Below are 23,747 nucleotides of genomic sequence, written 5' to 3' on the forward strand. Positions count from 1 at the left end.
AGCGAGCCTTTGCCGTCAAGCCGGCACGACCTCGCCGGCCAGCATACGATAATTGCCGACGATCTTTGCCGGCGATCTGGCCAGCGGCGTCGAGCGTCGCGCGGCATGATCGGAGCTGAAAGCCTTGAAGGCGTCGAGCCCGGTAAGGCCGTCGCCGTCCTGGCTGACAAGATGGATGAACTCGCCATTCTCCAGCTCCAGGACGAGGTAGCGCACGGATTGCGGCTTGGTTTCGTCGAGCGCCTCGAACACCTTTGCAACCAGCATACGGTTCTGCGCGATGCTTTCATCCTTCACGCCGTAGCGGATGAGATTGTAACCCATGTGTCGTCTCCTGTTTTTCAAGTCTGCAGGGAGAAGACGTTTCGCGGCGTCGAAAAGATTCTCACCGCCGGCGAATCTTTTTGATCGCTCGGATCGTCTTTCCCCGTGGACGGCTGCGAGGCAGCCATCGAGGAGCAGGAGAGACCCATCATGCACATCCAGTTTGCCGAGTTGCCTGTCATCGACCAGGACCGCGCCAAGGCCTTCTACACCGATCATCTTGCCTGCCAGGTGGCAGCCGACCAGCCGATGGGCGATGGCGGCTGGCGCTGGATCGAGCTGACATTTCCCGGCGCCGTCACCAATTTGCATTTCGTCAAACGCTCCGATGACTCTCCGGGCGCCGAACCAGTTCTGGTGCTCGTCGATGACAATGTCGAGGCAACGGTCGCCGCGCTGAAGGCGCGCGGCGTCGAAATCATCACCGAGCCGCAGGAAGCGCCGTGGCAGCCGGGCCGGACCGTCGCCGAGTTCCGCGACAGCGAGGGCAACCGCATGGTTGTCGCCAGCAAATGAGCGGGGCCAGCGCAAAGCCGAACTTTGACATGAGAGCAACAGGAGAGATGGACATGACCCCCCAATCGTCGACGCTGAAAGTGCCGGGCGCCAACCTCTATTATGAAACCCGTGGCTCCGGCCCCGTTCTGCTGATCATCCCCGGCGGACCGCAGGACGCCGGCGTTTTCTCCGATATCGCGCACCATCTTGCCGACCGCTACACGGTGGTCGCCTACGACCCGCGCGGCAATTCACGCAGCACCTTCGACGGGCCGCCGCAGGAACAGGACCTCGATGTCCATGGCGACGATGCCGCCCGGCTGATCGACGCGCTCGGCGCCGGGCCGGCCTACGTGTTCGGCACCAGCGGCGGCGCCCAGATCGGCCTCAACCTCGCCGCCCGCCATCCCGGCCGGGTGCGTGCGCTGGTGGCGCACGAGCCGCCCAGCATGATGCTGCTCGAAGACCCGGCGCCGGCATTGGCCGGCATGCGCGACCTGCACGACACGTATCGCAGCCACGGCGTCGAGGCGGCGATGCAGAAATTCTTCAGCGAGAACGGCCTGTCGGAAGGGCCGGGCCAGGATGAAGCCGGACCGCAGGACGGGCCACCTTCGTTCGTACCGTCGCCCGAAGAAGCCGAGACCTTTGCCAGGGTCAGCGGCAATTTCGAATACTGGCTGGCGCATGGCGTCATGCCGCTGTCGCTCTACCGCCCCGACGTCGAAGCGTTGCGCGGCCGCCCTGTCGTGGTCGGCATCGGCGAAGAGTCCATCGGCCAGCCGATCGACGGCATGGGCAAGGCACTGGCCGACAGGCTCGGCACCAAGCGCGCCGCCTTCCCCGGCGACCATATGGGCTTTGCCCCCTATCCCGACCGCTTCGCCGAGACCTTGCACCTGGCGCTCAGCGGTGCGTGAGATCGTCAGTTCAAGAGAAAAGGGCGTCCGCATGCAGAATGCGGACGCCCTTCTCTAATGAAATTAACCGGCTAAGATTGCCGTATCAGACAGCCTCCCAGCCTTCCTTGCCGCCGGCGCGGAAGATGGCGTCGATGACCTTCTGGTTGAGCACGGATTCCTCCAGCGTGAAGACGCGCTCCTTGCCGCCCGCGGCCGCCCTGGCAAAGGTCTCGACCTCGCGCCGGTATTGCTGCGTGCCTGGAAAGCGGAACACCTGCGCCTCGGTGTGGTTCTGGTTGTGCAGTTCGATCCTGTGATGGTCGTAGAGCCCGGCATTGAACGGCGAGAACACTTCGATGAAACCCTTGTCGCCGTGGAACACCATCACCTGTCGCGCCGCCATCTGTGTCGACAGATAGAAGGACAATTCGAAATCGCCGAAATCGGCGCGGATCGAGGAATAGATGTCGGTGCCGAATTTCTTGTCGCGCTCGATCGTCGCCTGCACGCGCAACGGCTCCTTGTCGGTGCAAAAGCGTGTCGAGACCGTCGGGTAGACGCCGATGTCGGGCAGCGCGCCGCCGCCGAGATCGAGCTGGTTGCGCATGTTGGTGGGGTCGACATTGTAGTAGGAGAACGCGCCCTGCACATGGCGCAACCGGCCGATGGCACCGTCGGCGATGAGGTCGCGCACCTTGATCCATTGCGGGTGGTAGATGACCATGAACGCTTCGCAAACCAGCACCTTCTTCTGGTCGCGCAGCTTGATCAGCGGCAGGATGTCCTTGGCGTCGAGCGCCAGCGGCTTTTCCACCAGCACATGCTTTCCGGCTTCGATCGCCTTGGCCGTCCACTCCACATGCTGCGAGGTCGGCAGTGGAATGTAGACGCCGTCGACCTCTTTGGAAGCCAGCAGTTCCTCATAGGAGCCGAAAGCGTGGCGGGCGCCGAAACGCTCGCCCAAAGCCTTGGCCTTCGACAGGTCGCGGCTGGCGATCGCCGACAGCACGCCATTCTCTGCCTCGACGATTGCCGGCAGTAACTGCTCGCGGCCGATCTTGGCCGTCGACAAAACACCCCATCGGAACATCAGGCTTCTCCTATCGATTTTACAGGCGGGGAGGTTTGCCTGAAATTGGGGGAAAAGCCAATGCGCGGACGCTGGTCCTTGCTAACCCTTCTTCCCCGTCAGCGTCATGTCGAAGTTGACGATGTTGGAATAGATCGGCGTGCCGACATCCATGCCGTAGCGCGAGCGCAGCACCTTGCCGGTGACATGGAATTTGATCGTGCCGCCCTTCAGCCCGCCGAACTCGGCGGTGAACTTTTCCGCAAACGTCTTGCCGCGCGCCGTCAACCGGCCGCTGACCAGCGCGGTGGTGTCGCTGGTGCGGGTGACGCTGGTCGAGCGGAACTGGATTTCCGGATTGTTGGCGGCATCGAACACCGCGTCGGAGCGCAGGAAGGCATCGATGCGGCCCTGGCCTGTGCCGACGCTTTCGGGATAGATGGTGAAATTGACCTGCGAACGCCCCACATCGCTGTTGTCGATACGGATCGAGCCATTGAACCGGCCGAAGGCGCCGTTGAGCCCGCCGCCGCCGACCTTGCCGATGGAAAAGCGGATGCTGGAGCTGGCTGGGTTGACCGTATAGCTGCCGGCTGCGTCGTTAAGGTCGACCGCGGCCAAGACAGGCATGGCAAGGCAAGCGGCTATAGCCGCCAATCCGAAGATGCGCGCATACATGGGTTTTGTCCTTCCGGGGCAGGCAAAGTCCTGCGTCTTTCCTCCATGAACGAATACGCGGCGCGCCCTATTCCATGTCGGGCGCTGACGAAGGCGTGATCATGCGCGTGAGCACGTTGTCGCGGAGCCAGAAATGATGGCGCAGCGCCGCCAGCGCATGCAGGACGACCAGCGCAATGCCGGCATAGGCAAGATACCAGTGTAGGGCTGCCCAGAAGTTTTCCGCCGTGTCGGACAGGCCGAGCGGCAGGTTCGGCATCACGAACAGGTTGAACGGCATGCTGGGGATCTCCAGCATCGACACCGAAACCAGCGCCCAGCCGGACAAAGGCAAAGCGAGCTGGAAGGCATAAAGCGCCAGATGCGCCAGCGGCGCGGTGCGACGCTCCAGGCCTCCGACCGAGGCCGGCAAAGCCGGCGTCACATTGCCGAGCCGCCAGGCGATGCGCAGGATGATGAGGCCGAGCAGCAGAAAACCGAAGGATTTGTGCAGCTGGATCAGCTCGAAGGCCGTGCGCTGGCTGGTCAATCGCACCATGACGAAGCCAAGTGCGAACTGGCCGATGAAGATGATGCCGATCAGCCAGTGAAGGATGATTGCCACCCAGCCGTAGCGGTTCGTGCTGTTTGTGATGGACTGCATGGTTGGTGAACGAATGCCGGATGGGCTTTCTTCCGGCGCGCCTTACCCTCCCCCTTGTGGGGAGGGTCGATCCGCGTAGCGGATCGGGGTGGGGGTCCTCGTAGGGCGCAGCCCCCCACCCCGTCGCTTCGCGCCCACCCTCCCCACAAGGGGGAGGGTGGGCTAACCGCCGACCTTGAAGAAATCCACAAACGCCCTGAGCGCCGGGCGCATCTGGCGGCGGCTGGGATAATAGACGAAGAAGCCGTCGAAGGGCGGGCACCAGTCTTCCAGCACGCGGATCAGCCGGCCGTCGGCGAGCGGCGCGCGCACATAATCCTCGAAGACGAAGGCGAGCCCGGCGGCATCGATCGCTGCCTGGGCGATCAGATGGTCTTCGTCGAGAATCAGCGGTCCTTGCGCGGCGATCTCGATCGCCTCGCCGTCCTTTTCGAATTCCCAACGGTAGAGGATACCGCTGGAGAAACGGAAGCGGATGCAGCGATGGTCGGCCAGATCGCGCGGGTGACGCGGCTTCGGCATTTTTTCGAAATAGGATGGCGCGCCGACCACGGCGCCGCGAATATCCGGCCCGATGCGCACCGCGATCATATCGCGCTGCAGGCTTTCGCCGAGCCGCACGCCGGCATCGAAGCCGCCTTCGACGACATCGGTGAAGCGGTCCTCGATGACGATTTCCAGCACGATGTCGGGATAGGCCGATGCAAAGGCGCCGAGTCTGGGCGTCAGCGTAAGGTGGGCTGCGGTGCGCGGCACGGTCAGCCGCAGATTGCCGGCCGGCCGGTCGCGCGCCTCGATCGCTGTTTCCAGCGCCAGGTCGATCTCCGACAGTGCCGGCCGCAGCCGCTCGAGAAGCTGGGCGCCTTCCTCCGTCGGGGCGACACTGCGGGTACTGCGCGCCAGCAGTCGCACGCCAAGCCGCGCCTCCAGGCTCGACACGGCGTGGCTGACCGCCGAAGGCGCAATGCCGAGCTCGCGGGCCGCGCCCCGGAAGCTGGCGCATTGGGCGACGGTCGCGAGCACGGCGAGTTGGGAGAGGTTCGTTCGATTCATTGATCTATCTTATAGCACAAGCTGTGCAAAAGACGGATGATTATCGAACGCAAGGCAAGGCGCTATCTCCTGTCCATCGCAACAAGGAGATGCGCCATGAAAACCCGCAAACTAGGCACCGAACTCGAAGTCTTCCCCGTCGGCCTCGGCTGCATGGGGATGAGCTTCGGCTATGGCGGCCAGCCGGAAGCCGAAGCGATCGCCACCTTGCGCCGCGCCGTCGAGATCGGCGTGACCTTCTTCGACACGGCCGAAGTCTACGGCCCCTTTGAGAATGAAATCCTGCTCGGCAAGGCTTTGAAGCCGGTGCGTGATAAGGTGACGATCGCCACCAAATTCGGCTTCAAGATTTCCGAGGAAGGTTCAGGCATGGCGCGCATGGTCGGTGTCGACAGCCGCCCCGAGCACGTCAAGGCGGTGGCGGAAGCCTCGCTGAAGCGGCTCGATACCGATGTCATCGATCTCTACTACCAACACCGTGTTGACCCCAACGTGCCGATCGAGGACACGGTCGGGGCCATGGCCGAACTGGTGCGCGAAGGCAAGGTGCGGGCGCTGGGACTGTCGGAAGTGAGCGGCGCGACCCTTCGCCGGGCGCATGCCGTGCATCCAATCGCTGCCGTGCAGAGCGAATATTCGCTGTGGACCCGCGATCCCGAAGACGAGGTGTTGGCCGTCTGCCGCGAACTCGGCATCGGCTTCGTCCCCTACAGCCCGCTCGGCCGCGGGCTGCTCACCGGCACCATCGCCAAGCCGGATGCCCTGGGCGACGACGACTGGCGCCGCACCTTGCCGCGCTTCCAGGCCGACGCCATGGCGGCCAACGCCAAGGTGATCGCGACGCTGGAAAAGCTGGCGGCGCAAAAGGGCGTGACCTCAGCTCAGCTGGCGCTCGCCTGGGTGCTGCACCAGGGCGACTTCATCGTGCCGATCCCGGGTGCGCGCAAGATACGCCATCTCGAGCAGAACACGGCGGCGGCCGGGATTGAGCTGAGTGCGGCCGAAGTGGCGGCGATTGGCGATGCGTTGTCACCGGACAAGGTGATGGGCAAGCGCTATACGGAGGAATTGCTGGCGCTGGTGAATGGGTAAGGTCACCACGGCACCACCGTGATCTCCGGCCAGCAATCCCTGGCCCGTTTACCCTTGGCCTCATGCGTGCGCTGGTTATCCGTCACCCGGTTCGGCGTAATCCGAAACGAAAACATGTCATCCAGCCCAAACGGCGCCACCAGCTCCAACTGGCCGTCAGCATCGTATCGAACCCCGACCGCATGCGTCTTCGACGCAAAATGGCTGACGGATTCGCTGGAACTCGTATAGCGCGGGCAGGGCCGGCCGAATTTCTGCGGATACCACAGATGCACCCGCGCCTGGTTGCGCACCTCGACCGGCAGCGCCAGCCCTTTGAAATGCTGCGCCGCCCGGCGAATGACGACGTCCTCAGCCTCGTAAGACAGGTCGCTGTCATCGAAGTAGAAGAGGTCGACATCCCTAATGCCGTAGCCCGACGGCTTGCCGGTCAGATGGTTCCATATGGAATTATAGAGTGCGCCGGACACCACCAGCCAGTCCGGCAGGTTGAACGAACGTGCTCGCGCCAGCGCCTCGCGGACCAGCGGGTCAGCCGATACGATGGCGAGGAACGCTTCGCGTTGTGCTTCGAACGAGAGTCCGGAATAGCGCAGATGGTCCATCGCCCTTTGGAGAGCGATTCGCCATCGCTCGGCAATCCTCGGAAGGAAAATGCGTAGAGCGGCGTTAGCCGCTCTAGGTTCTCAGCACGCCGCCCGTCTGCTTGCCGACATTGTCGACGATGCGCTTGGCCAGCGCCTCGAAATCCTCGTCGGTCAGGGTCTTCTCCACCGGCTGGATCGACACCTCGATGGCGATCGACTTCTTGGCGGCACCGAGCGATCCGCCTTCGAAGACGTCGAACACCGAAACAGCGGTGACCAGCTTCTTGTCGGCGGCGAGCGCTGCGCGCACCAGTGTGCCGGCTTCCACCGTCTTGTCGACGACAAAGGCGAAATCGCGCTTCACCGCATGGAAGGCGGAGAGCTCCAGCTTCGGCTTGGTTTTCGTCGGCTTGGCCTTCGGCTCCGGCACAGCGTCGATATACACCTCGAAACCGCAGATCGGTCCGGAAACGTCGAGGCCTTCCAGCGTCTTCGGGTGGAATTCGCCGAACGTGCCGAGCACCGTCTTCGGCCCGAGCTTGATCGTGCCGGAACGGCCGGGATGATACCAGGCCGGGCTGCCCGGTTCGATCTGCAGCCGGTCGACCGGCGCGCCGCAGGCTTCAAGCGCCGCGATCGCATCGGCCTTGGCGTCGAACACGCCGACCGGACCGGAATTGCCGGCCCAGCTGCGGCCGGACCCGTCGAGCTTGGCCGTGCCGCGCCGCACGCCGGCGGCAACGCGCCGCTGCTGATCGGGGCCGTCGCCCTCATAGGTGCCGGAGACCTCGAACAGCGCCACATCGCCAATGCCCTTGTCGGCATTGCGCTGCGCAGCGGACATCAGCCCGGGCAGCAGCGACGGCCGCATATCGGACATGTCGGCGGCGATCGGGTTGGCGAGCTTCAGCGCCGTCTGGCCACCGCCGAACAGTTCGGCATGCCTGGCCGGGATGAACGACCAGGTGACCGCCTCCATCATGCCGCGCACGGCCAGCGAGCGCTTGGCCGTGCGGGTGCGGACCTGCAGCGTCGTCAGAATCTTTGAATTGACGGCATCGTGGGCGCCAAGCGGCTGCGGAGCAATGTTGTCGACGCCGTGGATGCGCATGACTTCCTCGACCAGATCGGCTTTGCCATCGACATCCGGGCGCCAGGACGGCACCGCGACGTCGACGACGTCGCCGGAGCCCTGTGGCTCGAAGCCGAGGCTCGAAAGGATCTCGAGGCTTTCCGCCCTGGGCACCTCGATGCCGGTCAGCCGCTTCACTTCCGACAGCGGGAAGGCAACGATCTTCGGTTTGTGCCCGGCGTATCCGACCACCTCGGTTTCCGTCGGTTCGCCACCGCAGAACTCCAGCACCAGCCTGGTCGCCAGTTCGACGCCCGGCACCATGAATTCAGGGTCGACGCCGCGCTCGAAGCGGTAGCGCGCATCGGTGATGATGCCAAGCGTGCGGCCGGTGCGGGCCGTGGTGATCGGGTCCCAAAGCGCCGATTCGATCAGCACGTCGGTGGTGTTTTCATCGCAGCCGGAATGCTCGCCGCCCATGACGCCGGCGATCGATTCGACGCCATTGTCGTCGGCGATGGCGCACATGTCAGGCGTCAGCGTGTATTCGCGTCCGTCCAGCGCCATGACCTTTTCGCCATCTTTGGCGCGGCGTACGACAAGATTGCCGGCGACCTTCCTGGCGTCGAACACATGCAGCGGCCGGCCGCGGTCGAAGGTGACGTAATTGGTGATGTCGACCAGCACGCTGATGGGCCTGAGGCCAATGGCGATCAGCCGCTGCTGCAGCCATTTCGGCGAAGGACCGTTCTTGACGCCGCGCACCAGGCGCAGCGCGAAGCCGGGGCAGAGCTCCGGCGCCTCGATGGTCACCTTGACCGGCGTCTCGCCCTTGCCCTTGATTGCCTCGACCGGCGCGGTCTTGAGCCGGCCGAGCCCGCTTGCCGCGAGATCGCGGGCAACGCCGTAAATGCTGGTCGCGTCCGGACGATTCGGCGTCAGATTGATCTCGATCACCGGATCGTCGAGATGCGCGTAAGCCGCGAAGCTGGTGCCGACAGGCGCATCCTCAGGCAGGTCGATAATGCCATTATGCTCATCCGACAGCTCCAGCTCGCGCTCGGAGCACATCATGCCATGGCTTTCGACGCCGCGGATCTTGCCGACCGTCAGCGTCACGTCGATGCCGGGCACATAGGTACCGGGCGCAGCGAAGGCGCCGATCAGGCCGGCGCGCGCATTCGGCGCGCCGCACACCACCTGGACAGGCGCCTTGCCGTCACCGGTGTCGACGGTTAGCACCCGCAGCCGGTCGGCGTCGGGATGCTGCACGGCGGTCAGCACCTTGGCGATGACGAACGGCTTCAGGCTGGCCTTGTCGTCGACATGCTCGACTTCGAGACCGATCGACGTCAGCCGCTCGACGATTTCGCTAAACGTGGCGTCGGTCTCCAGATGATCCTTGAGCCAGGAAAGGGTGAGTTTCATCACTGTGTTCCGTTTTGTCTGTGCCCGTCAGGTCTGGGCACGCTTGTCTTCAAATGGCGCGGCAAATCGTCGGGCATATGCAGGAAAGGCAGCTGCTCGCGCACATGGGCATGGTGCGTCGGCCGGAAATAGGCCGGCATGTCCATGGCGCCGAGCATGAAATAAATGTGGTCTTCCAGCCGCTCGTCGACATAGGCGATCGGCGAACCGCAAATGCCGCAGAATGAGCGCGTCACCGGGCCGTTCTCGTACATTTTCAGCGCCTTGCCGGTGAAAGCCACCTGCTCGGTCAGAAAGCCGACAAAGGCCGACACCGGTGCGCCGCTGGCCCGCCGGCAATCGCCGCAATGGCAATAGCTGATGTGGTGCGGTTCGGCCGAGGCCTCGAACCGCACCGCGCCGCAGCGGCAGCCACCGGTGTGCGGCGCCGTCATGCGGACAGACCTCCGAACAGCGTCGGCATGTCGAGCGGGCGGAAGCCGTAATGCGACAGCCAGCGCACATCGGCATCGAAGAAGGCGCGCAAATCCGGCATGCCGTATTTCAGCATGGCGATGCGGTCGATGCCCATGCCCCAGGCGAAGCCCTGATACTCGTCGGGATCGAGCCCGCCGGCGCGCAGCACATTGGGATGCACCATGCCGCAACCGAGGATCTCCATCCAGTCGGAGCCTTCGCCGAAGCGCACTTCGCCCGGCCGCGAGCGGTCGCACTGGATGTCGACCTCGAGGCTTGGCTCGGTGAACGGGAAGAAGGACGGGCGGAAGCGCATCTTCACCTGCGGCACCTCGAAGAACGCCTTGCAGAACTCTTCCAGCACCCACTTCATATTGGCGACATTGGCCGTCTTGTCGATCACCAGCCCCTCGACCTGATGGAACATCGGCGAGTGAGTGGCGTCCGAATCCTGCCGGTAGGTCTTGCCCGGAATGACGATGCGGATCGGCGGCTTCTGCTTCTCCATGGTGCGGATCTGCACGGGCGAGGTATGGGTGCGCAACAGCTTGCGCTCGCCCTTCTCGTCCGGCTGGAAGAAGAAGGTGTCGTGCATCTCGCGCGCCGGGTGCCCTTCGGGGAAATTCAGCGCAGTGAAATTGTAGTAGTCGGTCTCGACGTCAGGGCCTTCGGCGATGGCGAAGCCGAGATCGCCGAAGATCGCCGCGATCTCGTCGATGACCTGGCTGATCGGATGGATGCGGCCGCGCTCGGCCGGCGACTGCCGCACCGGCAGCGTCACGTCGACCGTCTCGGCGGCGAGCCGGGCAGTGACAGCCACGTCCTTCAGCTCGGCCTTGCGTTGGGTCAGCGCCTCCGTGACGCGGTTCTTCAGCCCGTTGATCGCCGGGCCCTTGATCTGCCGCTCCTCGGCGCTCATCGCGCCCAGTGTCTTCAGCATTTCGGAGACCGAGCCCTTCTTGCCGAGTGCGGCAACGCGCACCGCTTCGATCGATGCCTCGTCGCCGGCCGAGGCGATGTCGGCCATCAGGGAGTTTTCGAGAGTATCCATGTCACTCATGTTCCAGACCCGATCAGAGCAATTCCAGCAAAAGTGCGAAACGGGTTTCCGTCCGGAATTGCGTAAAGCAAAGACGCTCTAGGCATAAGAAAAACCCGCGCCAGCCGTGCCAGCGCGGGTTCCCCAAATCAAGTGTTGAATAGCTTGGGAAGCGCTGGTCTTAGGCGACAGCGCTTTCAAAAGCATTCGGCGTGGTGTTCTTCAGATATTCGAGCGCGACCTTGGCCTTGGCGACCAGGGCGGCGAAAGCCTGCGGCTCATGGATGGCCATGTCGGACAGGATCTTGCGATCGATTTCGATGCCGGCCTTGTTGAGGCCGTCGATGAAACGGCCATAGGTCAGGCCATGCTCGTGGGTCGCGGCGTTGATGCGCTGAATCCACAGCGCGCGGAACGAGCGCTTGCGGTTCTTGCGGTCGCGGTAAGCATACTGCAGCGACTTTTCCACCGCCTGCTTGGCGATGCGGATGGTGTTCTTGCGGCGGCCGTAGAAGCCTTTGGCGGCTTTCAGGACCTTCTTGTGCTTGGCGTGCGAGGTGACGCCTCTTTTTACGCGTGCCATGTCATGATCTCCTTAAAAACGCTGTTCCGACCGAATGCTCAGAGGCCGTTCGGCAGAAAATTCTTGATGACCTTCTTGCCGTCCGGTTCAGCCAGAACCATCGTGCCGCGGGCATTTCGAATGAACTTGTTGGAACGCTTGATCATGCCGTGACGCTTGCCGGCCGCAGCCGACAGGACTTTACCCGTACCTGTGATCTTGAACCGCTTCTTGGCGGCCGATTTGGTCTTCATCTTGGGCATTTTGCTACTCCGTATTGGTGGCGCACAATCGCGCTTCTTGTTCGCTTCGGGCGGACCAAAAGCCCGAAAAGCAAATGAAACCGCCACGGCATGCCCTGCCGGGCGGTTTTTTGGAACGCGGTCCTATACGTCAAAGCAGGCGCGCGCGCAACACCTCAGGCGCTGCGACGCTCTGTCCGATTATCAAGGAAGGCGGAACAATACCGGCAGGATCCCCGACTGCTGGGCGCCATCGATGGTCTCGAACACCGGCAGCGCCACCAGGAACACCAGCCCATCGAGCAAGGTGGTCAGCAAAAGCCGCGGCTTGAAGCTGCCGGTATCGCCTTCCTGGTAGAGCGACAGATTGGGGAAGAAGCGCGGCACTCGCGCCAGATAGGCCCGGTAAGGTGCGCCGAGCAGTTCCTTGAGGTACTTCTCTTCGCGCAGAATGACGATGTGGAAGGCGCCTGCGCACAGAAGCGCAAACAGGATTATGCCGGAGAACGAGCCGATCTGCGCCCCGACACCAGCGGCAGCAATGGTCGAGAACACGTAGAGCGGGTTGCGTGTGATCGAATAGGGTCCGCCGGTCACCACTTCCGAGGATTTGCGGCCACCGATGTAAAGTGTCGACCACAAGCGGCCGACGACGCCGAGGAAAATCAGCAGCACGCCGAACATCTCGATCGTTTCGTGCACCGGGGTTTCCGGTGGAAAGGTCGACTGGCCGAACAGCAGTGCGGCGAACAGCACCACAACCAGCACCGCAAGCACCATCCTGCGCATGTGCTGGTAGCCGCCCAGCTCCTTGATGGGCGCAGGCTTGATTTCATTGGCCATGTCGGGAATCCGATCGTGGAAAAGCTTTGCCGGCGATCGCGGCGTCTGCCAAGAAAACAGGCGTCCCGCCGATCGCCGGGACGCCGTGGGCCATGATTCAGGCGGATTTAGAGCGCGACGCCACGCCTAGACACAACGTGATCCAAAGCAATTCCAGGAAAAGTGTGAAACGGCTTTCCGCCCGGAATTGCTTCAAAACAAAGAGATTCTAGCGCGGCGCCAGCACCATCATCATCTGGCGACCTTCGAGCTTCGGTTCGGCTTCGACCTTGGCGATGGTCGACACTTCCTCGCGCACCTTGTTCAGGAGCTGCATGCCGAGTTCCATATGCGCCATTTCGCGGCCGCGGAAGCGCAGCGTCAGCTTGACCTTGTCGCCTTCCTCGAAGAAGCGCCGCACGGCCTTCATCTTGGTCTCGTAGTCATGGCTGTCGATGTTCGGGCGCATCTTGATCTCTTTGATCTCGATGACCTTCTGGTTCTTGCGCGCCTCGGCCGCCTTCTTCTGGTTGGCGTATTTCAGTTTGCCGAGATCGAGGATTTTTACGACAGGCGGCACCGCATTGGGCGATATCTCGACCAGATCGAGCCCGGCCTCTTCGGCGAGCAGCAATGCGTCGTTGATGGAGACATCGCCTCGGTTCTGGCCTTCGGCGTCGATGAGCTGGACCCGGGGAACCCGGATATCACGGTTGGAGCGCGGGCCATCCTTGGTGGGCGCCGCTGCTTTGAAAGGTCTGCGAATGGTCGTGGTCTCCTTGGCCGTTTCGTTCAGGGTTCAAATCTAGAAATATTCAGGACGCGCCAATGTGGTGAGCGCGCGGGCGGAGTCAATAGCACAGCGCTGACGGAAAATCACCCTGAACGCTGGCCTGCACCAAACAAAGGATATAGCGGGCACTTTCCGCTTCGCCTTTGCCTGTGCCAAAAGACCGGCGAGGAAAATCAGGACTGACAGATCGACATGACCGCGACCACCCCGACCCTGCTGGATGTCCAGGGAATCAGCATCGCGGTCCGCCATGAGGCGGGCGCGACGCCCGGAATCGTCTGGCTCGGCGGCTACAAATCCGACATGCTGGGCACGAAGGCCGAGACGCTGTCGGACTGGGCGACCAAAGAAGGCCGCGCATACCTCCGCCACGACTATTCCGGCCATGGCGAGTCCGGCGGCGCCTTTGCCGACGGCACCATCTCGAAATGGCTTGGCGAGAGCCTCGCCGTCTTCCGGCGTTTCACCAAGGGCAGGCAGGTGCTGGTCGGCTCCTCGATGGGCGCATGGATTGCGCTGCGCATGGTGCAGGAACTGCGCAAGGCTGGCGACACCAGTGTCGTCGGCCTGGTACTGCTCGCCCCGGCGCCGGATTTCACCAACGAACTGGTCGAGCCGGCGCTAACCGCGGCACAGAAGCGCGACCTCAAGAAGAAGGGCTTTTTCGAGGAGCCGTCGGACTACTCCGCCGAGCCTTACATCTACACAAGCGCACTGATCAACGACGGCAGGGCAAACCGGGTCATGACCGGGCCGATCGACACTCATTGCCCCGTCCACATCCTGCAAGGCCTGGCCGATGCCGATGTGCCGGCAAGCCATGCGTTGAAGCTGGTCTCCCTGCTGCCGGCCGACGATGTCACGCTGTCGCTCATCCCCGATGGCGACCATCGCCTGTCGCGTCCGCAGGATCTCGACATGCTGCTCAGGGCCGTGGGCGACATGGTCCAGCGGGCGGGTTAGGCAAGAATGCGCATTTCCATCCCGATATCCGCCTTTGTCGCGGCAATCGTCGGCTTCGGCGGCACGCTGGCCGTCGTCATTGCCGCAGCCAAGGCGGTTGGCGCCACCCAGGCCGAAACCGCGAGCTGGGTGACGGCTTTGTGCCTGGCAATGGCGATCGAGTGCCTGTGGCTGTCCTGGCGCACGAAGATGCCCATCATCACCGCCTGGTCGACACCCGGCCTGGCGCTGATGGCGGCATCGAGCGGCTTTACCATGGCCGATGCCGTCGGCGCCTTCATCGTCACCGGCATCCTGTTGATCGCCACCGGCATGTTCAAGCCGCTGACCCAGCTAATCGCCAAAATACCGGCCTCGGTCGCCTCGGGCATGCTGGCCGGCATCGTCGTCACCTTCGCGCTCAATGCCGTCAAGACCATTCCCGTCGACCCCTGGCTTATCCTGCCGCTGATCGCGGCCTTCTTCGTCATTCGCCTGTTCAACCCGGCGCTATCGGTGCTGGCGGTGCTGATCGGCGGCGGCATTGCCGCCTTCCTCACCGGCCGTGTCGGCGGCCTGCCGGCGCCGGAACTGTCGACGCTGACACTGATTGCGCCGCATTTCAGCGCCGCCGCCGTCATCGGACTGGCGCTGCCGCTCTACCTCGTCACCATGGCCTCACAGAACCTGTCGGGCCTCGCCGTCTTGCGCGCCGCCGGCTATCACCCCGAACCCGGCCCGCTGATCGGTGTCACCGGCCTGTTCTCGCTGCTGTCGGCGCCGTTTGGCGGCTCGACCACCAATCTGGCTGCGATTTCGGCGGCGATCTGCACCGGGCCGGACGTGCATCCCGACCCCGCCGAGCGCTGGAAGACCGGCCCGTTCTATGCGCTCGCCTATCTCGTCTTCGCGCTTTTCGGCGCCTCGCTGGTGGCGATCTTCGCGGTGCTGCCGCAGAGCCTGATCGTGCTGGTGGCTGGCCTGGCGCTGATGGGGTCGCTCGCCAATGCGCTGTCGATCGCGCTCAAGGACGAGGACCAGCGCATGGCTGCCACGGTCACCTTCGTGGTCACCGCTTCAGGGTTGACCCTGTTCGGTGTCGGCGCCGCCTTCTGGGGGCTGGTCGCCGGGCTGGTCGTGCTTTTCCTCGAAGCGCTCAAAAAGCGATAATCATTTCAGCCCCTTGTCCGGTTTTGGCCGGCATTGTCTTGAATCGCCGTTTTTCTCATCCCATTTCGAATCCACGCAGCCGTTCGTGGCTGTCTCCAACCGAAGGAATGGGAGAAAATGAACACATCCGCATTGATCCGCCCGGCCTGGACGCCGGCGACCATCGCGCTGATGGTGATCGGCTTCATGGTGTTCTGGCCGCTTGGCTTCGCCATGCTCGCCTACATCATCTGGGGCGACCGGCTTGACGGCTTCAAGCGCGACGTCAACCGTGCCACCGACGGCATTTTTGCCGGCTGCCGCCGCGGTTCCGACAAGGCCGCGCGCTGGGGCCACGGTTCGGCTCGCACCGGCAACGTCGCTTTCGACGACTGGCGCGAGAAGGAACTCGAGCGCCTCGCCGAAGAGCGCCGCAAGCTCGACGAGATGCTGAGCGAGTTCGACGACTATGCCCGCGAATTGCGCCGCGCCAAGGACCAGGACGAGTTCGACCGCTTCATGGCCAACCGCAACAAGTCGACGGCACCGACGACCTCGGGCTCGACCGAAGCGGGCAAGCCCGCGACCCCCAAGCGCAAGGGCCCGAACCTGCTTGACGACTGAGATCCTGCGACAGGTCTCGGCATGAAAGACGGCGTCGCGCGAGCGGCGCCGTTTCTTTTTTGTTCTCTTTTCGCGTTCGCTCTACTGGTCGTTTTCCTCGAATCGCGTATCGTTCAGCCATGTCCTTCGGCTTCTTTCGCAACCTGACCAAACCAAAGCCCTCGCCCGTTGAAGAGCGAGAGCATGTCGTTGCCGGCCGCACGCTGCCGCTCAGGATCGTCGAGAGCGCCCGGGCACGGCGGTTGACGCTGCGCATCGATTCCGGTGGCCAGGGCCTGCGCATCACCGTGCCGCCGGGCCTGCGCCGAGGCGAGGTGGAAAAGTTCCTGCACCGCCACCAGGACTGGCTGGAGCAGCGGCTGGCGAAGGTGCCGACACGCCCACAGGTGCGCCCCGGCATCAAGATCCCGATCCGCGGCGTGGCGCATCGCATCGTCCATGAACCGTCAAAGCGCGGCACCGTCACCTTATCGCGTGACGAGCGCGGCCCGCTGCTGACCGTGCATGGCGAGCGCATCCATCTGCCGCGCCGCATCGCCGATTTCCTCAAGCGCGAGGCCAAGAAGGAGATCGAGAAGCTCGTGATCAAGCACACCGAGGCGCTCGGCAAGCGCGCCAAGGCGATCCGCTTCAAGGACACGTCGAGCCGTTGGGGCTCCTGCACCTCCGACGGCAACCTGTCCTTCTCCTGGCGCATCATGATGGCGCCGACGCCTGTCATAAACTACCTCGTCGCGCATGAGGTGGCGCATCTCAAGGAGATGAACCACGGCCCGAAATTCTGGAAACTGTGCGAACAGCTCTGCCCCGATACCGACCGCTGCAAGGACTGGCTGAAGCGCAACGGCGGCGCGCTGCAGGCGATCGTGTTCGATTAGAGTGACCGTCAAAATCGATTACCGACTCTATGAGGCAGGCTGGGCAGATTGTGATGTCGCAATCGGAAACAGCCTCACATCCGTGCAAGCATCCTATCTTGGCGATGCCTTGCGGGAGTTGGTCGAAGCCACGCTCGCCGTTGTCGAAGGCTCGGCCTATTCGGTCGCGCATTTCTGCGAAGAACCGGGAGAGTGTCGCTTCGTACTGGAGCCCAAGGAAGAATCGATGAGGATTCGAATCCTGGAGTTCCCGGAGATCTGGTCCAAGGAACCGGATGAGGCGGGAATCGTCGGGTTTGATGAGGTATGCGGACTGCGAGAATTTGCAGAGGCCGTCCTGATCGCGGCGAGAGCTGTTCTCGATAGCCACGGGCTACATGCTACTTGGAGAAATGGCGCCGCCACGAATTCCCGTCAGAAGCGGTCTACAAATTGGGCCGCGCGCTGCGGGGAGCAACGTTCCATTGACCGGCATCGGCATCAGGCTGGGGCCCCTCAATCGTCATTCGCCGCATTGAGCTGGTCAGGCCGCAGCCCCTCATCGCCATGGCGGGGCCAGGGCAAAAAGTTCTTCTCGAAATCATCGCTGCCGAAATAATCCAGCGCCCGGTGCGCCTCGGCGCCGTTGAAGGCGGCCTTGTCCATCAGAAGGGCGATCACTTCACGCGCCTGCGCCATCTTCTGCTTGAGTTGGGCGACGGTTTCGTCTGCCATGATCTTGCTCCCGCCTGCTATGTCTTCAAAAGAAGGTAGCGCGTTCCGGCCGGGTGGCAAACAGCATGCTTTTTCTCGACTCTTGTGGCTTTTCGTGCCAATCCCCGCGCCATGGCGCTCGATATCAAGATCTGCGGGTTGAAGACCGATGAGGCAATGGCTGCGGCATTGGCCGGCGGCGCCAGCCATGTCGGCTTCATCTTCTTCGCCAAGAGCCCGCGCTATGTCGAGCCGGCGGAAGCCGGCCGCCTGCGCCAGGCGGCAATCGGCAAGGCAACGGCGGTTGCGGTCACTGTTAATGCCGATGACGCGTTCCTGGACGAGATCGTCGCCAAAATGCACCCCGACATGCTGCAGTTGCACGGTTCGGAAACCCCCGAGCGGGTGGCCGAGGTGAAAGCCCGCTATGGCCTGCCGGTGATGAAGGTTTTTTCCGTCAGCGAGGCCGCCGATCTCGACAGGCTAAAGCCTTTCATAGGCATTGCCGACCGGTTCATGTTCGACGCCAAGCCGCCAAAAGGCTCGCAACTGCCGGGCGGCAATGGCGTCGCCTTCGACTGGCGCATTCTGGCCGGCCTTGACGCCGGGCTCGATTACATGCTTTCCGGTGGGCTCAACGCCACCAATATCGGCGACGCCTTGAGGTCAGCCAATCCGCCCGCAATAGACATTTCGTCGGGCGTGGAAAGCGCTCCGGGTGTCAAGGATCCGGCGCTGATCGAGCAGTTTTTCCGGGCCGTCAGGGCCGCGCGCGACGACCGCGCCGCCTGAACAATTCTTTCGAACCAGGAGATCGGCGATGGACCAGCCGGCGACACCCAATTCCTTCCGCACCGGACCCGACGAGCAGGGCATGTTCGGCATTTTTGGCGGCCGCTTCGTCGCCGAGACGCTGATGCCGCTGATCCTCGACCTCGAACGGCACTGGAACGAGGTCAAGAACGATCCGGACTTCAAGGCCGAACTCACGGATCTGTCGACCCACTATGCCGGCCGACCCTCAAAACTCTATTTCGCCGAAGGGCTGACCAAGCATCTTCGTGAGGTTTCCTCGGCGAAGGGCCTCGGGGGCGGCGCGAAAGTCTATTTCAAGCGCGAGGATCTGAACCACACCGGTTCGCACAAGATCAACAATTGCCTCGGCCAGATCCTGCTGGCCAAGCGCATGGGCAAGAAGCGCATTATCGCCGAGACCGGCGCCGGCCAGCATGGCGTGGCCGCCGCCACCGTCGCGGCGCGCTTCGGGTTCCCTTGTGTCGTCTATATGGGCGCCACCGACGTTGCCCGCCAAAGCCCCAACGTCTTCCGCATGAAGCTGCTCGGAGCCGAAGTGCGCCCGGTCACCGCCGGCCACGGCACGCTGAAGGACGCCATGAACGAGGCGCTGCGTGACTGGGTCACCAATGTCGAGGACACCTATTACCTCATAGGCACTGCCGCCGGCCCACATCCCTATCCGGAGCTGGTGCGCGACTTCCAGTCGGTGATCGGCACCGAGGCGCGCGCCCAGATCCTCGAGCAGGAAGGCCGGCTGCCGGACACCATCATCGCCGCCGTCGGCGGCGGTTCCAACGCCATCGGCCTGTTCCATCCGTTCCTCGACGACAAGGAAGTCCGCATCATCGGCATCGAAGCCGGCGGCCGCGGCCTTGACGGCATCGAGCATTGCGCCTCGATGAACGCCGGCGCGCCCGGCGTGCTGCATGGCAACCGCACCTATCTCTTGCAGAATGCCGACGGCCAGATCATGGACGGCCATTCGATCTCGGCCGGGCTTGATTATCCAGGCGTCGGCCCCGAGCATTCCTGGCTGCGCGACAGCGGCCGCGTCGAATATGTGCCGATCCTCGACGATGAAGCGCTGGAAGCCTTCAAGCTGACGACGCGCGTCGAAGGCATCATCCCGGCGTTGGAATCCGCGCACGCCATTGCGCACGCGGTTAAGATCGTGCCCGCGATGGACAAGGACCAGATCGTCATCGTCAACCTGTCGGGACGTGGCGACAAGGACGTGCACACAGTGGCCTCGATGCTGGGCATGGAGATTTGATCATGGTGACCCGCATCGACCGCCGCATGGCGAAGCTGAAAGCCGAGGGACGCCCGGCGCTCGTCACCTATTTCATGAGTGGCGACCCGGACTATGACACCGCTTTGTCGATCATGAAGGCGCTGCCCAAGGCGGGCGCCGACGTCATCGAAATGGGTATGCCGTTTTCCGATCCGATGGCCGATGGCCCGGCGATTCAGGCAGCCGGCCTGCGCGCGCTGAAGGGTGGCCAGACGCTGGTCAAGACGCTGCAGATGGCGGCCGACTTCCGCGCTGGCGACAACGAGACGCCGATCGTGCTGATGGGCTATTACAACCCGATCTACATCTACGGCGTCGACCGTTTCCTCAAGGATGCGATCGCCAGCGGCATTGACGGGCTGATCGTCGTCGACCTGCCGCCGGAAATGGACGAGGAACTCTGCATTCCGGCGCTGAAGGCCGGCATCAACTTCATCCGCCTGGCAACGCCGACCACCGACGACAAGCGCCTGCCCAAGGTGCTGCAGAACACATCGGGTTTCGTCTATTACGTCTCGATGACTGGCATCACCGGCTCGGCTCTGGCCGACACCGGCAAGGTTGCGGCCGCGGTCAAGCGCATCAAGGGCCATACCGACCTGCCGGTCTGTGTCGGCTTCGGCGTCAAGACGGCCGAGCAGGCGCGCATCATCGGCGCCAATGCCGACGGCGTCGTTGTCGGCACCGCCATCGTCAACGCGGTCGCCAATGTGCTGGGGCCGAAGGGCGAAAAGACCGCCGACCCGGCGGAAGCCGTTGCCACTTTGGTCAGCGGCCTGTCGCAAGGCGTGCGTTCGGCCCGCCTTGCTGCTGCCGAATAGTCTTCTTACCTTCTTAGCCAACTCTTCGTCAGGACAGGAGCCGAAGCGATGAACTGGATCACCAATTACGTTCGCCCGAGGATCAATTCGATGCTCGGCCGGCGCACCGACATGCCGGAGAATCTCTGGATCAAGGATCCCGAGACCGGCGAGATGGTGTTCCACAAGGATCTGGAATCCAACCAGTTCGTCATCCCGTCATCGGGCCATCACATGAAGATCTCGGCCAAGGAGCGGCTGAAATTCTTCTTCGACGACGGCAAATACGAGCAGCTTGAGAACCCCAAGGTCATGCAGGACCCGCTCAAGTTCCGCGACGAGAAGCGCTACACCGACCGTCTGAAGGACGCCAAGGCCAAGACCGGCCTGGAAGACGCAATCGTCAACGCGCTGGGCACGGTCGAAGGCCTGCCGGTGGTGGTGACGGTGCAGGATTTCGCCTTCATGGGCGGCTCGCTCGGCATGGCTGCGGGCGACGCCATCGTGCACGCTTTCGAGGTCGCCCTGCAGCGCAAGCGGCCGCTGATCCTGTTCGCCGCCTCCGGTGGCGCGCGCATGCAGGAAGGCATCCTGTCCCTCATGCAGTTGCCGCGCACCACGGTTGGCCTCGATCGGCTGAAGGAAGCCGGCCTGCCCTACATCGTCGTCTTGACCAACCCGACCACTGGCGGCGTCACCGCCTCCTACGCCATGCTGGGCGACGTCCACATCGCCGAGCCCGGTGCGCTGATCGGCTTTGCCGGCCCGCGCGTCATCGAGCAGACCATCCGGGAAAAGCTGCCGGACGGGTTTCAGCGCTCCGAATATTTGATGGAGCACGGCATGGTCGACATGGTGGTGTCGCGGCTGGAACTGCGCGGAACGATTGCGCGGCTGTTGAAGATGCTGCTCAAGGTTCCCGAGCAAAAGCCGCTGGAGCCGGAAATCCTGCCCCCGGCGGTCATCCCGACGGAAGCCCGGCCGCAGGTCTGACGCGACATTCCTGGCCGCTATCAGCGATTGCGCGCGATGTTTCGCGCAGTATTTTATTGCGCATGATCCTTTCCGAAAACCGATTCCGGTTTTCGGGGTCATGCGCTAGGATTCCCCTATGACCACACTTGCCGCCGACCGCGAAATCGACGCCTTGATGGCGCTGCATCCGAAAGGCTTCGACCTTTCGCTCGACCGCATCACCCGGCTGCTCGAACGTCTCGGCAATCCGCAGGACCGGCTGCCGCCGGTCATCCACATCGCCGGCACCAACGGCAAGGGTTCGTGCGCGGCCTTTTCGCGCGCGCTGCTCGAAGCCGGCGGCCATCTCGTCCATGTCCACACCTCGCCGCATCTGGTGAACTGGGCCGAGCGCTATCGGTTGGCGGCCGAAGGCGGCGGCAGGCTGGTCGATGACGAGACCTTCGCCGAAGCCATTGCCCGCGTCGCCCGGGCCAATGAGGGCCAGAAGATCACCGTCTTCGAGATACTCACCGCCGTCACCTTCATCCTGTTTTCCGAGCACCCGGCCGCTGCGGCCATCATCGAGGTCGGCCTTGGCGGCCGCTTCGACGCCACCAATGTCGTCGCCCGGCCGGCCGTGTCTGTGATCATGCCTGTGTCGATGGACCACGAAGCCTATCTCGGCGACCGCGTCGAACTGATCGCCGCCGAAAAGGCCGGCATCATGAAGCGCGGCTGCCCGGTTGTGATCGGCGCGCAGGAGAGCGAGACGGCGCTGCAGGTGCTGATCGAAACCGCCGAGCGGCTGGATTGCCCGACCTTCGTCTATGGACAGGATTTCCTCGCTTTCGAGGAAAACGGCCGCATGGTCTACCAGGACGAGGACGGCCTGATGGACCTGCCGCCGCCGCGCCTGCCCGGGCGCCACCAGTTCGCCAATGCGGCGGCAGCGATTGCCGCGGTCAAGGCCGCCGGCTTCGAGATTAGCCACCGCGCCACGGAGAAGGCTATGGCCAAAGTCGCCTGGCCGGGCCGCATGCAGAAGCTGGCGCAGGGCAGACTGGCGGAGTTGGCGCCCCAGGGCGCCGACATCTGGCTCGACGGCGGCCACAATCCGGGCGCCGGCATGGTCATTGCCGAGGCGCTGGCCGAGCAGGAGGAAAAGAACCCGCGGCCGCTGTTCCTGATTGCCGGCATGATCAACACGAAGGACCAGAGCGGCTATTTTCACGCCTTCAAGGGTCTGGTCCGCCACGTCTACACGGTGCCGGTTAGCCTGAGCGACGCCGGCGTGCCCAATGACGAGCTGGCGGTCCGCGCGACGGAAGCCGGTCTCACCGCCGAGCCGGTCAGCTCCGTCGCCAGCGCGCTGATGCTGCTGCGCGACACCTGGGATGGACCGGCGCCGCGCATTCTGATCGGCGGTTCCTTGTATCTCGCCGGCGCGGTTCTGGCCGAGAACGGCACGCCGCCGACCTGAAGCCATTTCACTGCGAGGAGCCAGTCATGATCAAGGTCAAGCAGCTCGCCCACGTCTGCATCTTCGCGCATGATCTGGAAGCGACGCGGGCCTTCTACCGCGACGTGCTCGGCCTCGACACCCAGTTCAACTTCCTGCGCGACGGCAAAGTGTTCGGCTTCTACCTCAATTGCGGCGGCCGCAGCCATGTCGAGGTCTTCCAGAAGGGCGAGACCAGCTACAGCGAGCAGAACCAGATCAACCACTTTTGCCTTGAGGTGGAAAACATCGACGCGGCGATCGCCCACATCAAATCGAAGGGCGTCGACGTTACGGCCAAGAAGCACGCCTGCGACGACACGTTTCAGGCCTGGATCCGCGATCCCAACGGCGTGAAGATCGAGCTGTTCGAATACACCGAAAAAAGCGCGCAATTCACCGGCGGCGACCGAATCGCCGACTGGTGATTGCGTCGGCCTATTTCAACTCGATCTCGATGAAGGCGTATTCGCCCTCATTGGCGCTGATGACGTCGTGCTCGACGCCCTCCTTGCGGAAGTAGGGCGCACCCTTCTTCATCTCGGCGAAGCTCTCGCCGTCCTTGGTCACCAGCTTCACCTTGCCGTCCATCAGCGGCACCACGACATAGTCGTGGCCATGCCGGTGCCAGCCGGTGTTGTCGCCGGGCTGGAAGCGGTATTCGGTGACGATGACGCGTTCATTGTCGATGAAGACGGTGGCCTTGGCGGATCCGGTCATTCTGTCTCTCCCTGTCCTGCCTCAAGCAGATGACATGGAGTGCGCCGGCGCGAGGGCCAGAGAGGTCGTGCGATGACGCCAAAGAAAAAGCCCGGCGTGAAGGCCGGGCTTCGATATCGGGAGTTCTGCTAGGG

The 23,747-nt window shown here is 63.4% G+C and carries 28 protein-coding genes; 13 read left to right on the forward strand and 15 right to left on the reverse strand.

Going from position 1 to position 23,747, the window contains the following annotated elements; genetic code table 11:
• Positions 1–15: 15 nt before the first annotated feature.
• Positions 16–324 carry a hypothetical protein gene (locus ACYHH6_RS05390; RefSeq protein WP_352582816.1) on the reverse strand — a complete coding sequence of 103 codons (309 nt, stop codon included), beginning with the start codon at positions 322–324 and terminating at the stop codon, positions 16–18.
• 150 nt (positions 325–474) lie between these two features.
• Here ACYHH6_RS05390 and ACYHH6_RS05395 point away from each other — a divergent pair, with 150 nt between their 5' ends.
• Positions 475–840: a VOC family protein gene (locus tag ACYHH6_RS05395; RefSeq protein ID WP_352582814.1), complete on the forward strand. Its 366-nt coding sequence runs from the start codon at positions 475–477 to the stop codon at positions 838–840.
• A gap of 53 nt (positions 841–893) precedes the next feature.
• On the forward strand, positions 894–1,742 hold the full coding sequence (locus ACYHH6_RS05400; protein WP_352582813.1) for an alpha/beta fold hydrolase: 849 nt from the start codon (positions 894–896) through the stop codon (positions 1,740–1,742).
• An 85-nt stretch (positions 1,743–1,827) separates the two neighbouring features.
• Here ACYHH6_RS05400 and ACYHH6_RS05405 read toward each other — a convergent pair whose 3' ends face one another.
• The 4 genes from ACYHH6_RS05405 to ACYHH6_RS05420 form a co-directional block, all read right to left on the reverse strand.
• Positions 1,828–2,814: a Gfo/Idh/MocA family protein gene (locus tag ACYHH6_RS05405; protein ID WP_352582811.1), complete on the reverse strand. Its 987-nt coding sequence runs from the start codon at positions 2,812–2,814 to the stop codon at positions 1,828–1,830.
• An 81-nt stretch (positions 2,815–2,895) separates the two neighbouring features.
• Positions 2,896–3,471, reverse strand: coding sequence for a YceI family protein (locus tag ACYHH6_RS05410; RefSeq protein WP_352582809.1), 576 nt, complete (start codon positions 3,469–3,471; stop codon positions 2,896–2,898).
• A 67-nt stretch (positions 3,472–3,538) separates the two neighbouring features.
• The gene (locus ACYHH6_RS05415; RefSeq protein ID WP_352582807.1) at positions 3,539–4,114 is read right to left on the reverse strand and encodes a cytochrome b; all 576 of its coding nucleotides are present in this window, start codon (positions 4,112–4,114) and stop codon (positions 3,539–3,541) included.
• Positions 4,115–4,276: 162 nt separating this feature from the next.
• Entirely contained in the window at positions 4,277–5,167 is an 891-nt protein-coding gene (locus ACYHH6_RS05420) for a LysR family transcriptional regulator (RefSeq protein WP_352582805.1), read from the reverse strand.
• A 96-nt stretch (positions 5,168–5,263) separates the two neighbouring features.
• Between ACYHH6_RS05420 and ACYHH6_RS05425 the strand changes: the two genes are divergently transcribed.
• Positions 5,264–6,259 carry an aldo/keto reductase gene (locus ACYHH6_RS05425; RefSeq protein WP_352582803.1) on the forward strand — a complete coding sequence of 332 codons (996 nt, stop codon included), beginning with the start codon at positions 5,264–5,266 and terminating at the stop codon, positions 6,257–6,259.
• A gap of 2 nt (positions 6,260–6,261) precedes the next feature.
• On the opposite strand, the gene ACYHH6_RS05430 is transcribed toward ACYHH6_RS05425, so the two are convergent.
• The 8 genes from ACYHH6_RS05430 to infC all read right to left on the reverse strand — a co-directional run bounded on the left by ACYHH6_RS05430 (position 6,262) and on the right by infC (position 13,233).
• Positions 6,262–6,864 (reverse strand): nucleotidyltransferase family protein, encoded by a 603-nt coding sequence (locus ACYHH6_RS05430; protein WP_352582801.1) that lies wholly within the window; start codon positions 6,862–6,864, stop codon positions 6,262–6,264.
• A 73-nt stretch (positions 6,865–6,937) separates the two neighbouring features.
• Positions 6,938–9,346: a phenylalanine--tRNA ligase subunit beta gene (gene pheT / locus ACYHH6_RS05435; protein WP_352582799.1), complete on the reverse strand. Its 2,409-nt coding sequence runs from the start codon at positions 9,344–9,346 to the stop codon at positions 6,938–6,940.
• Positions 9,346–9,780, reverse strand: coding sequence for a GFA family protein (locus tag ACYHH6_RS05440; protein WP_112559869.1), 435 nt, complete (start codon positions 9,778–9,780; stop codon positions 9,346–9,348). Before ACYHH6_RS05440 ends, pheT begins: the two co-directional genes overlap by 1 nt.
• Complete coding sequence (pheS, locus tag ACYHH6_RS05445) at positions 9,777–10,862, reverse strand: phenylalanine--tRNA ligase subunit alpha (RefSeq protein ID WP_352582798.1); 1,086 nt, start codon at positions 10,860–10,862, stop codon at positions 9,777–9,779. Before pheS ends, ACYHH6_RS05440 begins: the two co-directional genes overlap by 4 nt.
• 160 nt (positions 10,863–11,022) lie before the next feature.
• Positions 11,023–11,424, reverse strand: coding sequence for a 50S ribosomal protein L20 (gene rplT, locus ACYHH6_RS05450; protein ID WP_006201247.1), 402 nt, complete (start codon positions 11,422–11,424; stop codon positions 11,023–11,025).
• 38 nt (positions 11,425–11,462) lie between these two features.
• A complete protein-coding gene (rpmI, locus tag ACYHH6_RS05455; RefSeq protein WP_006201248.1) occupies positions 11,463–11,666 on the reverse strand; it encodes a 50S ribosomal protein L35 in 204 nt (67 codons plus the stop codon).
• 183 nt (positions 11,667–11,849) lie between these two features.
• On the reverse strand, positions 11,850–12,488 hold the full coding sequence (locus tag ACYHH6_RS05460; protein WP_352582796.1) for a methyltransferase family protein: 639 nt from the start codon (positions 12,486–12,488) through the stop codon (positions 11,850–11,852).
• Between the two features lie 208 nt (positions 12,489–12,696).
• Positions 12,697–13,233 carry a translation initiation factor IF-3 gene (gene infC / locus ACYHH6_RS05465; protein ID WP_112559872.1) on the reverse strand — a complete coding sequence of 179 codons (537 nt, stop codon included), beginning with the start codon at positions 13,231–13,233 and terminating at the stop codon, positions 12,697–12,699.
• 219 nt (positions 13,234–13,452) lie between these two features.
• Between infC and ACYHH6_RS05470 the strand changes: the two genes are divergently transcribed.
• The 4 genes from ACYHH6_RS05470 (at position 13,453) to ACYHH6_RS05485 (ending at position 16,853) form a co-directional block, all read left to right on the forward strand.
• Positions 13,453–14,223 carry an alpha/beta hydrolase gene (locus ACYHH6_RS05470; protein WP_352582794.1) on the forward strand — a complete coding sequence of 257 codons (771 nt, stop codon included), beginning with the start codon at positions 13,453–13,455 and terminating at the stop codon, positions 14,221–14,223.
• A gap of 6 nt (positions 14,224–14,229) precedes the next feature.
• On the forward strand, positions 14,230–15,372 hold the full coding sequence (locus tag ACYHH6_RS05475) for a benzoate/H(+) symporter BenE family transporter (protein ID WP_352582792.1): 1,143 nt from the start codon (positions 14,230–14,232) through the stop codon (positions 15,370–15,372).
• Positions 15,373–15,489: 117 nt separating this feature from the next.
• Complete coding sequence (locus tag ACYHH6_RS05480) at positions 15,490–15,975, forward strand: DUF2852 domain-containing protein (RefSeq protein WP_352582790.1); 486 nt, start codon at positions 15,490–15,492, stop codon at positions 15,973–15,975.
• 119 nt (positions 15,976–16,094) lie between these two features.
• Positions 16,095–16,853 (forward strand): M48 family metallopeptidase, encoded by a 759-nt coding sequence (locus tag ACYHH6_RS05485; protein WP_352582789.1) that lies wholly within the window; start codon positions 16,095–16,097, stop codon positions 16,851–16,853.
• Positions 16,854–17,348: 495 nt separating this feature from the next.
• Here ACYHH6_RS05485 and ACYHH6_RS05490 read toward each other — a convergent pair whose 3' ends face one another.
• Positions 17,349–17,567, reverse strand: coding sequence for a hypothetical protein (locus ACYHH6_RS05490; protein ID WP_352582787.1), 219 nt, complete (start codon positions 17,565–17,567; stop codon positions 17,349–17,351).
• 111 nt (positions 17,568–17,678) lie between these two features.
• Between ACYHH6_RS05490 and ACYHH6_RS05495 the strand changes: the two genes are divergently transcribed.
• The 6 genes from ACYHH6_RS05495 (at position 17,679) to ACYHH6_RS05520 (ending at position 23,321) form a co-directional block, all read left to right on the forward strand.
• Entirely contained in the window at positions 17,679–18,338 is a 660-nt protein-coding gene (locus tag ACYHH6_RS05495; protein ID WP_352583288.1) for a phosphoribosylanthranilate isomerase, read from the forward strand.
• Between the two features lie 28 nt (positions 18,339–18,366).
• Entirely contained in the window at positions 18,367–19,617 is a 1,251-nt protein-coding gene (gene trpB / locus ACYHH6_RS05500; protein ID WP_352582786.1) for a tryptophan synthase subunit beta, read from the forward strand.
• Between the two features lie 2 nt (positions 19,618–19,619).
• Positions 19,620–20,459, forward strand: a complete 840-nt coding sequence (gene trpA / locus ACYHH6_RS05505; RefSeq protein ID WP_352582784.1) for a tryptophan synthase subunit alpha — start codon at positions 19,620–19,622, stop codon at positions 20,457–20,459.
• Positions 20,460–20,507: 48 nt separating this feature from the next.
• On the forward strand, positions 20,508–21,431 hold the full coding sequence (gene accD, locus ACYHH6_RS05510) for an acetyl-CoA carboxylase, carboxyltransferase subunit beta (RefSeq protein WP_352582782.1): 924 nt from the start codon (positions 20,508–20,510) through the stop codon (positions 21,429–21,431).
• A gap of 118 nt (positions 21,432–21,549) precedes the next feature.
• Complete coding sequence (locus ACYHH6_RS05515; protein WP_352582780.1) at positions 21,550–22,875, forward strand: bifunctional folylpolyglutamate synthase/dihydrofolate synthase; 1,326 nt, start codon at positions 21,550–21,552, stop codon at positions 22,873–22,875.
• Positions 22,876–22,901: 26 nt separating this feature from the next.
• A complete protein-coding gene (locus tag ACYHH6_RS05520) occupies positions 22,902–23,321 on the forward strand; it encodes a VOC family protein (RefSeq protein WP_352582778.1) in 420 nt (139 codons plus the stop codon).
• 10 nt (positions 23,322–23,331) lie between these two features.
• On the opposite strand, the gene ACYHH6_RS05525 is transcribed toward ACYHH6_RS05520, so the two are convergent.
• On the reverse strand, positions 23,332–23,613 hold the full coding sequence (locus ACYHH6_RS05525; RefSeq protein WP_127289572.1) for a cupin domain-containing protein: 282 nt from the start codon (positions 23,611–23,613) through the stop codon (positions 23,332–23,334).
• Between the last annotated feature and the right edge of the window lie 134 nt (positions 23,614–23,747).

It is taken from the genome of Mesorhizobium sp. P171375, from assembly GCF_057786075.1.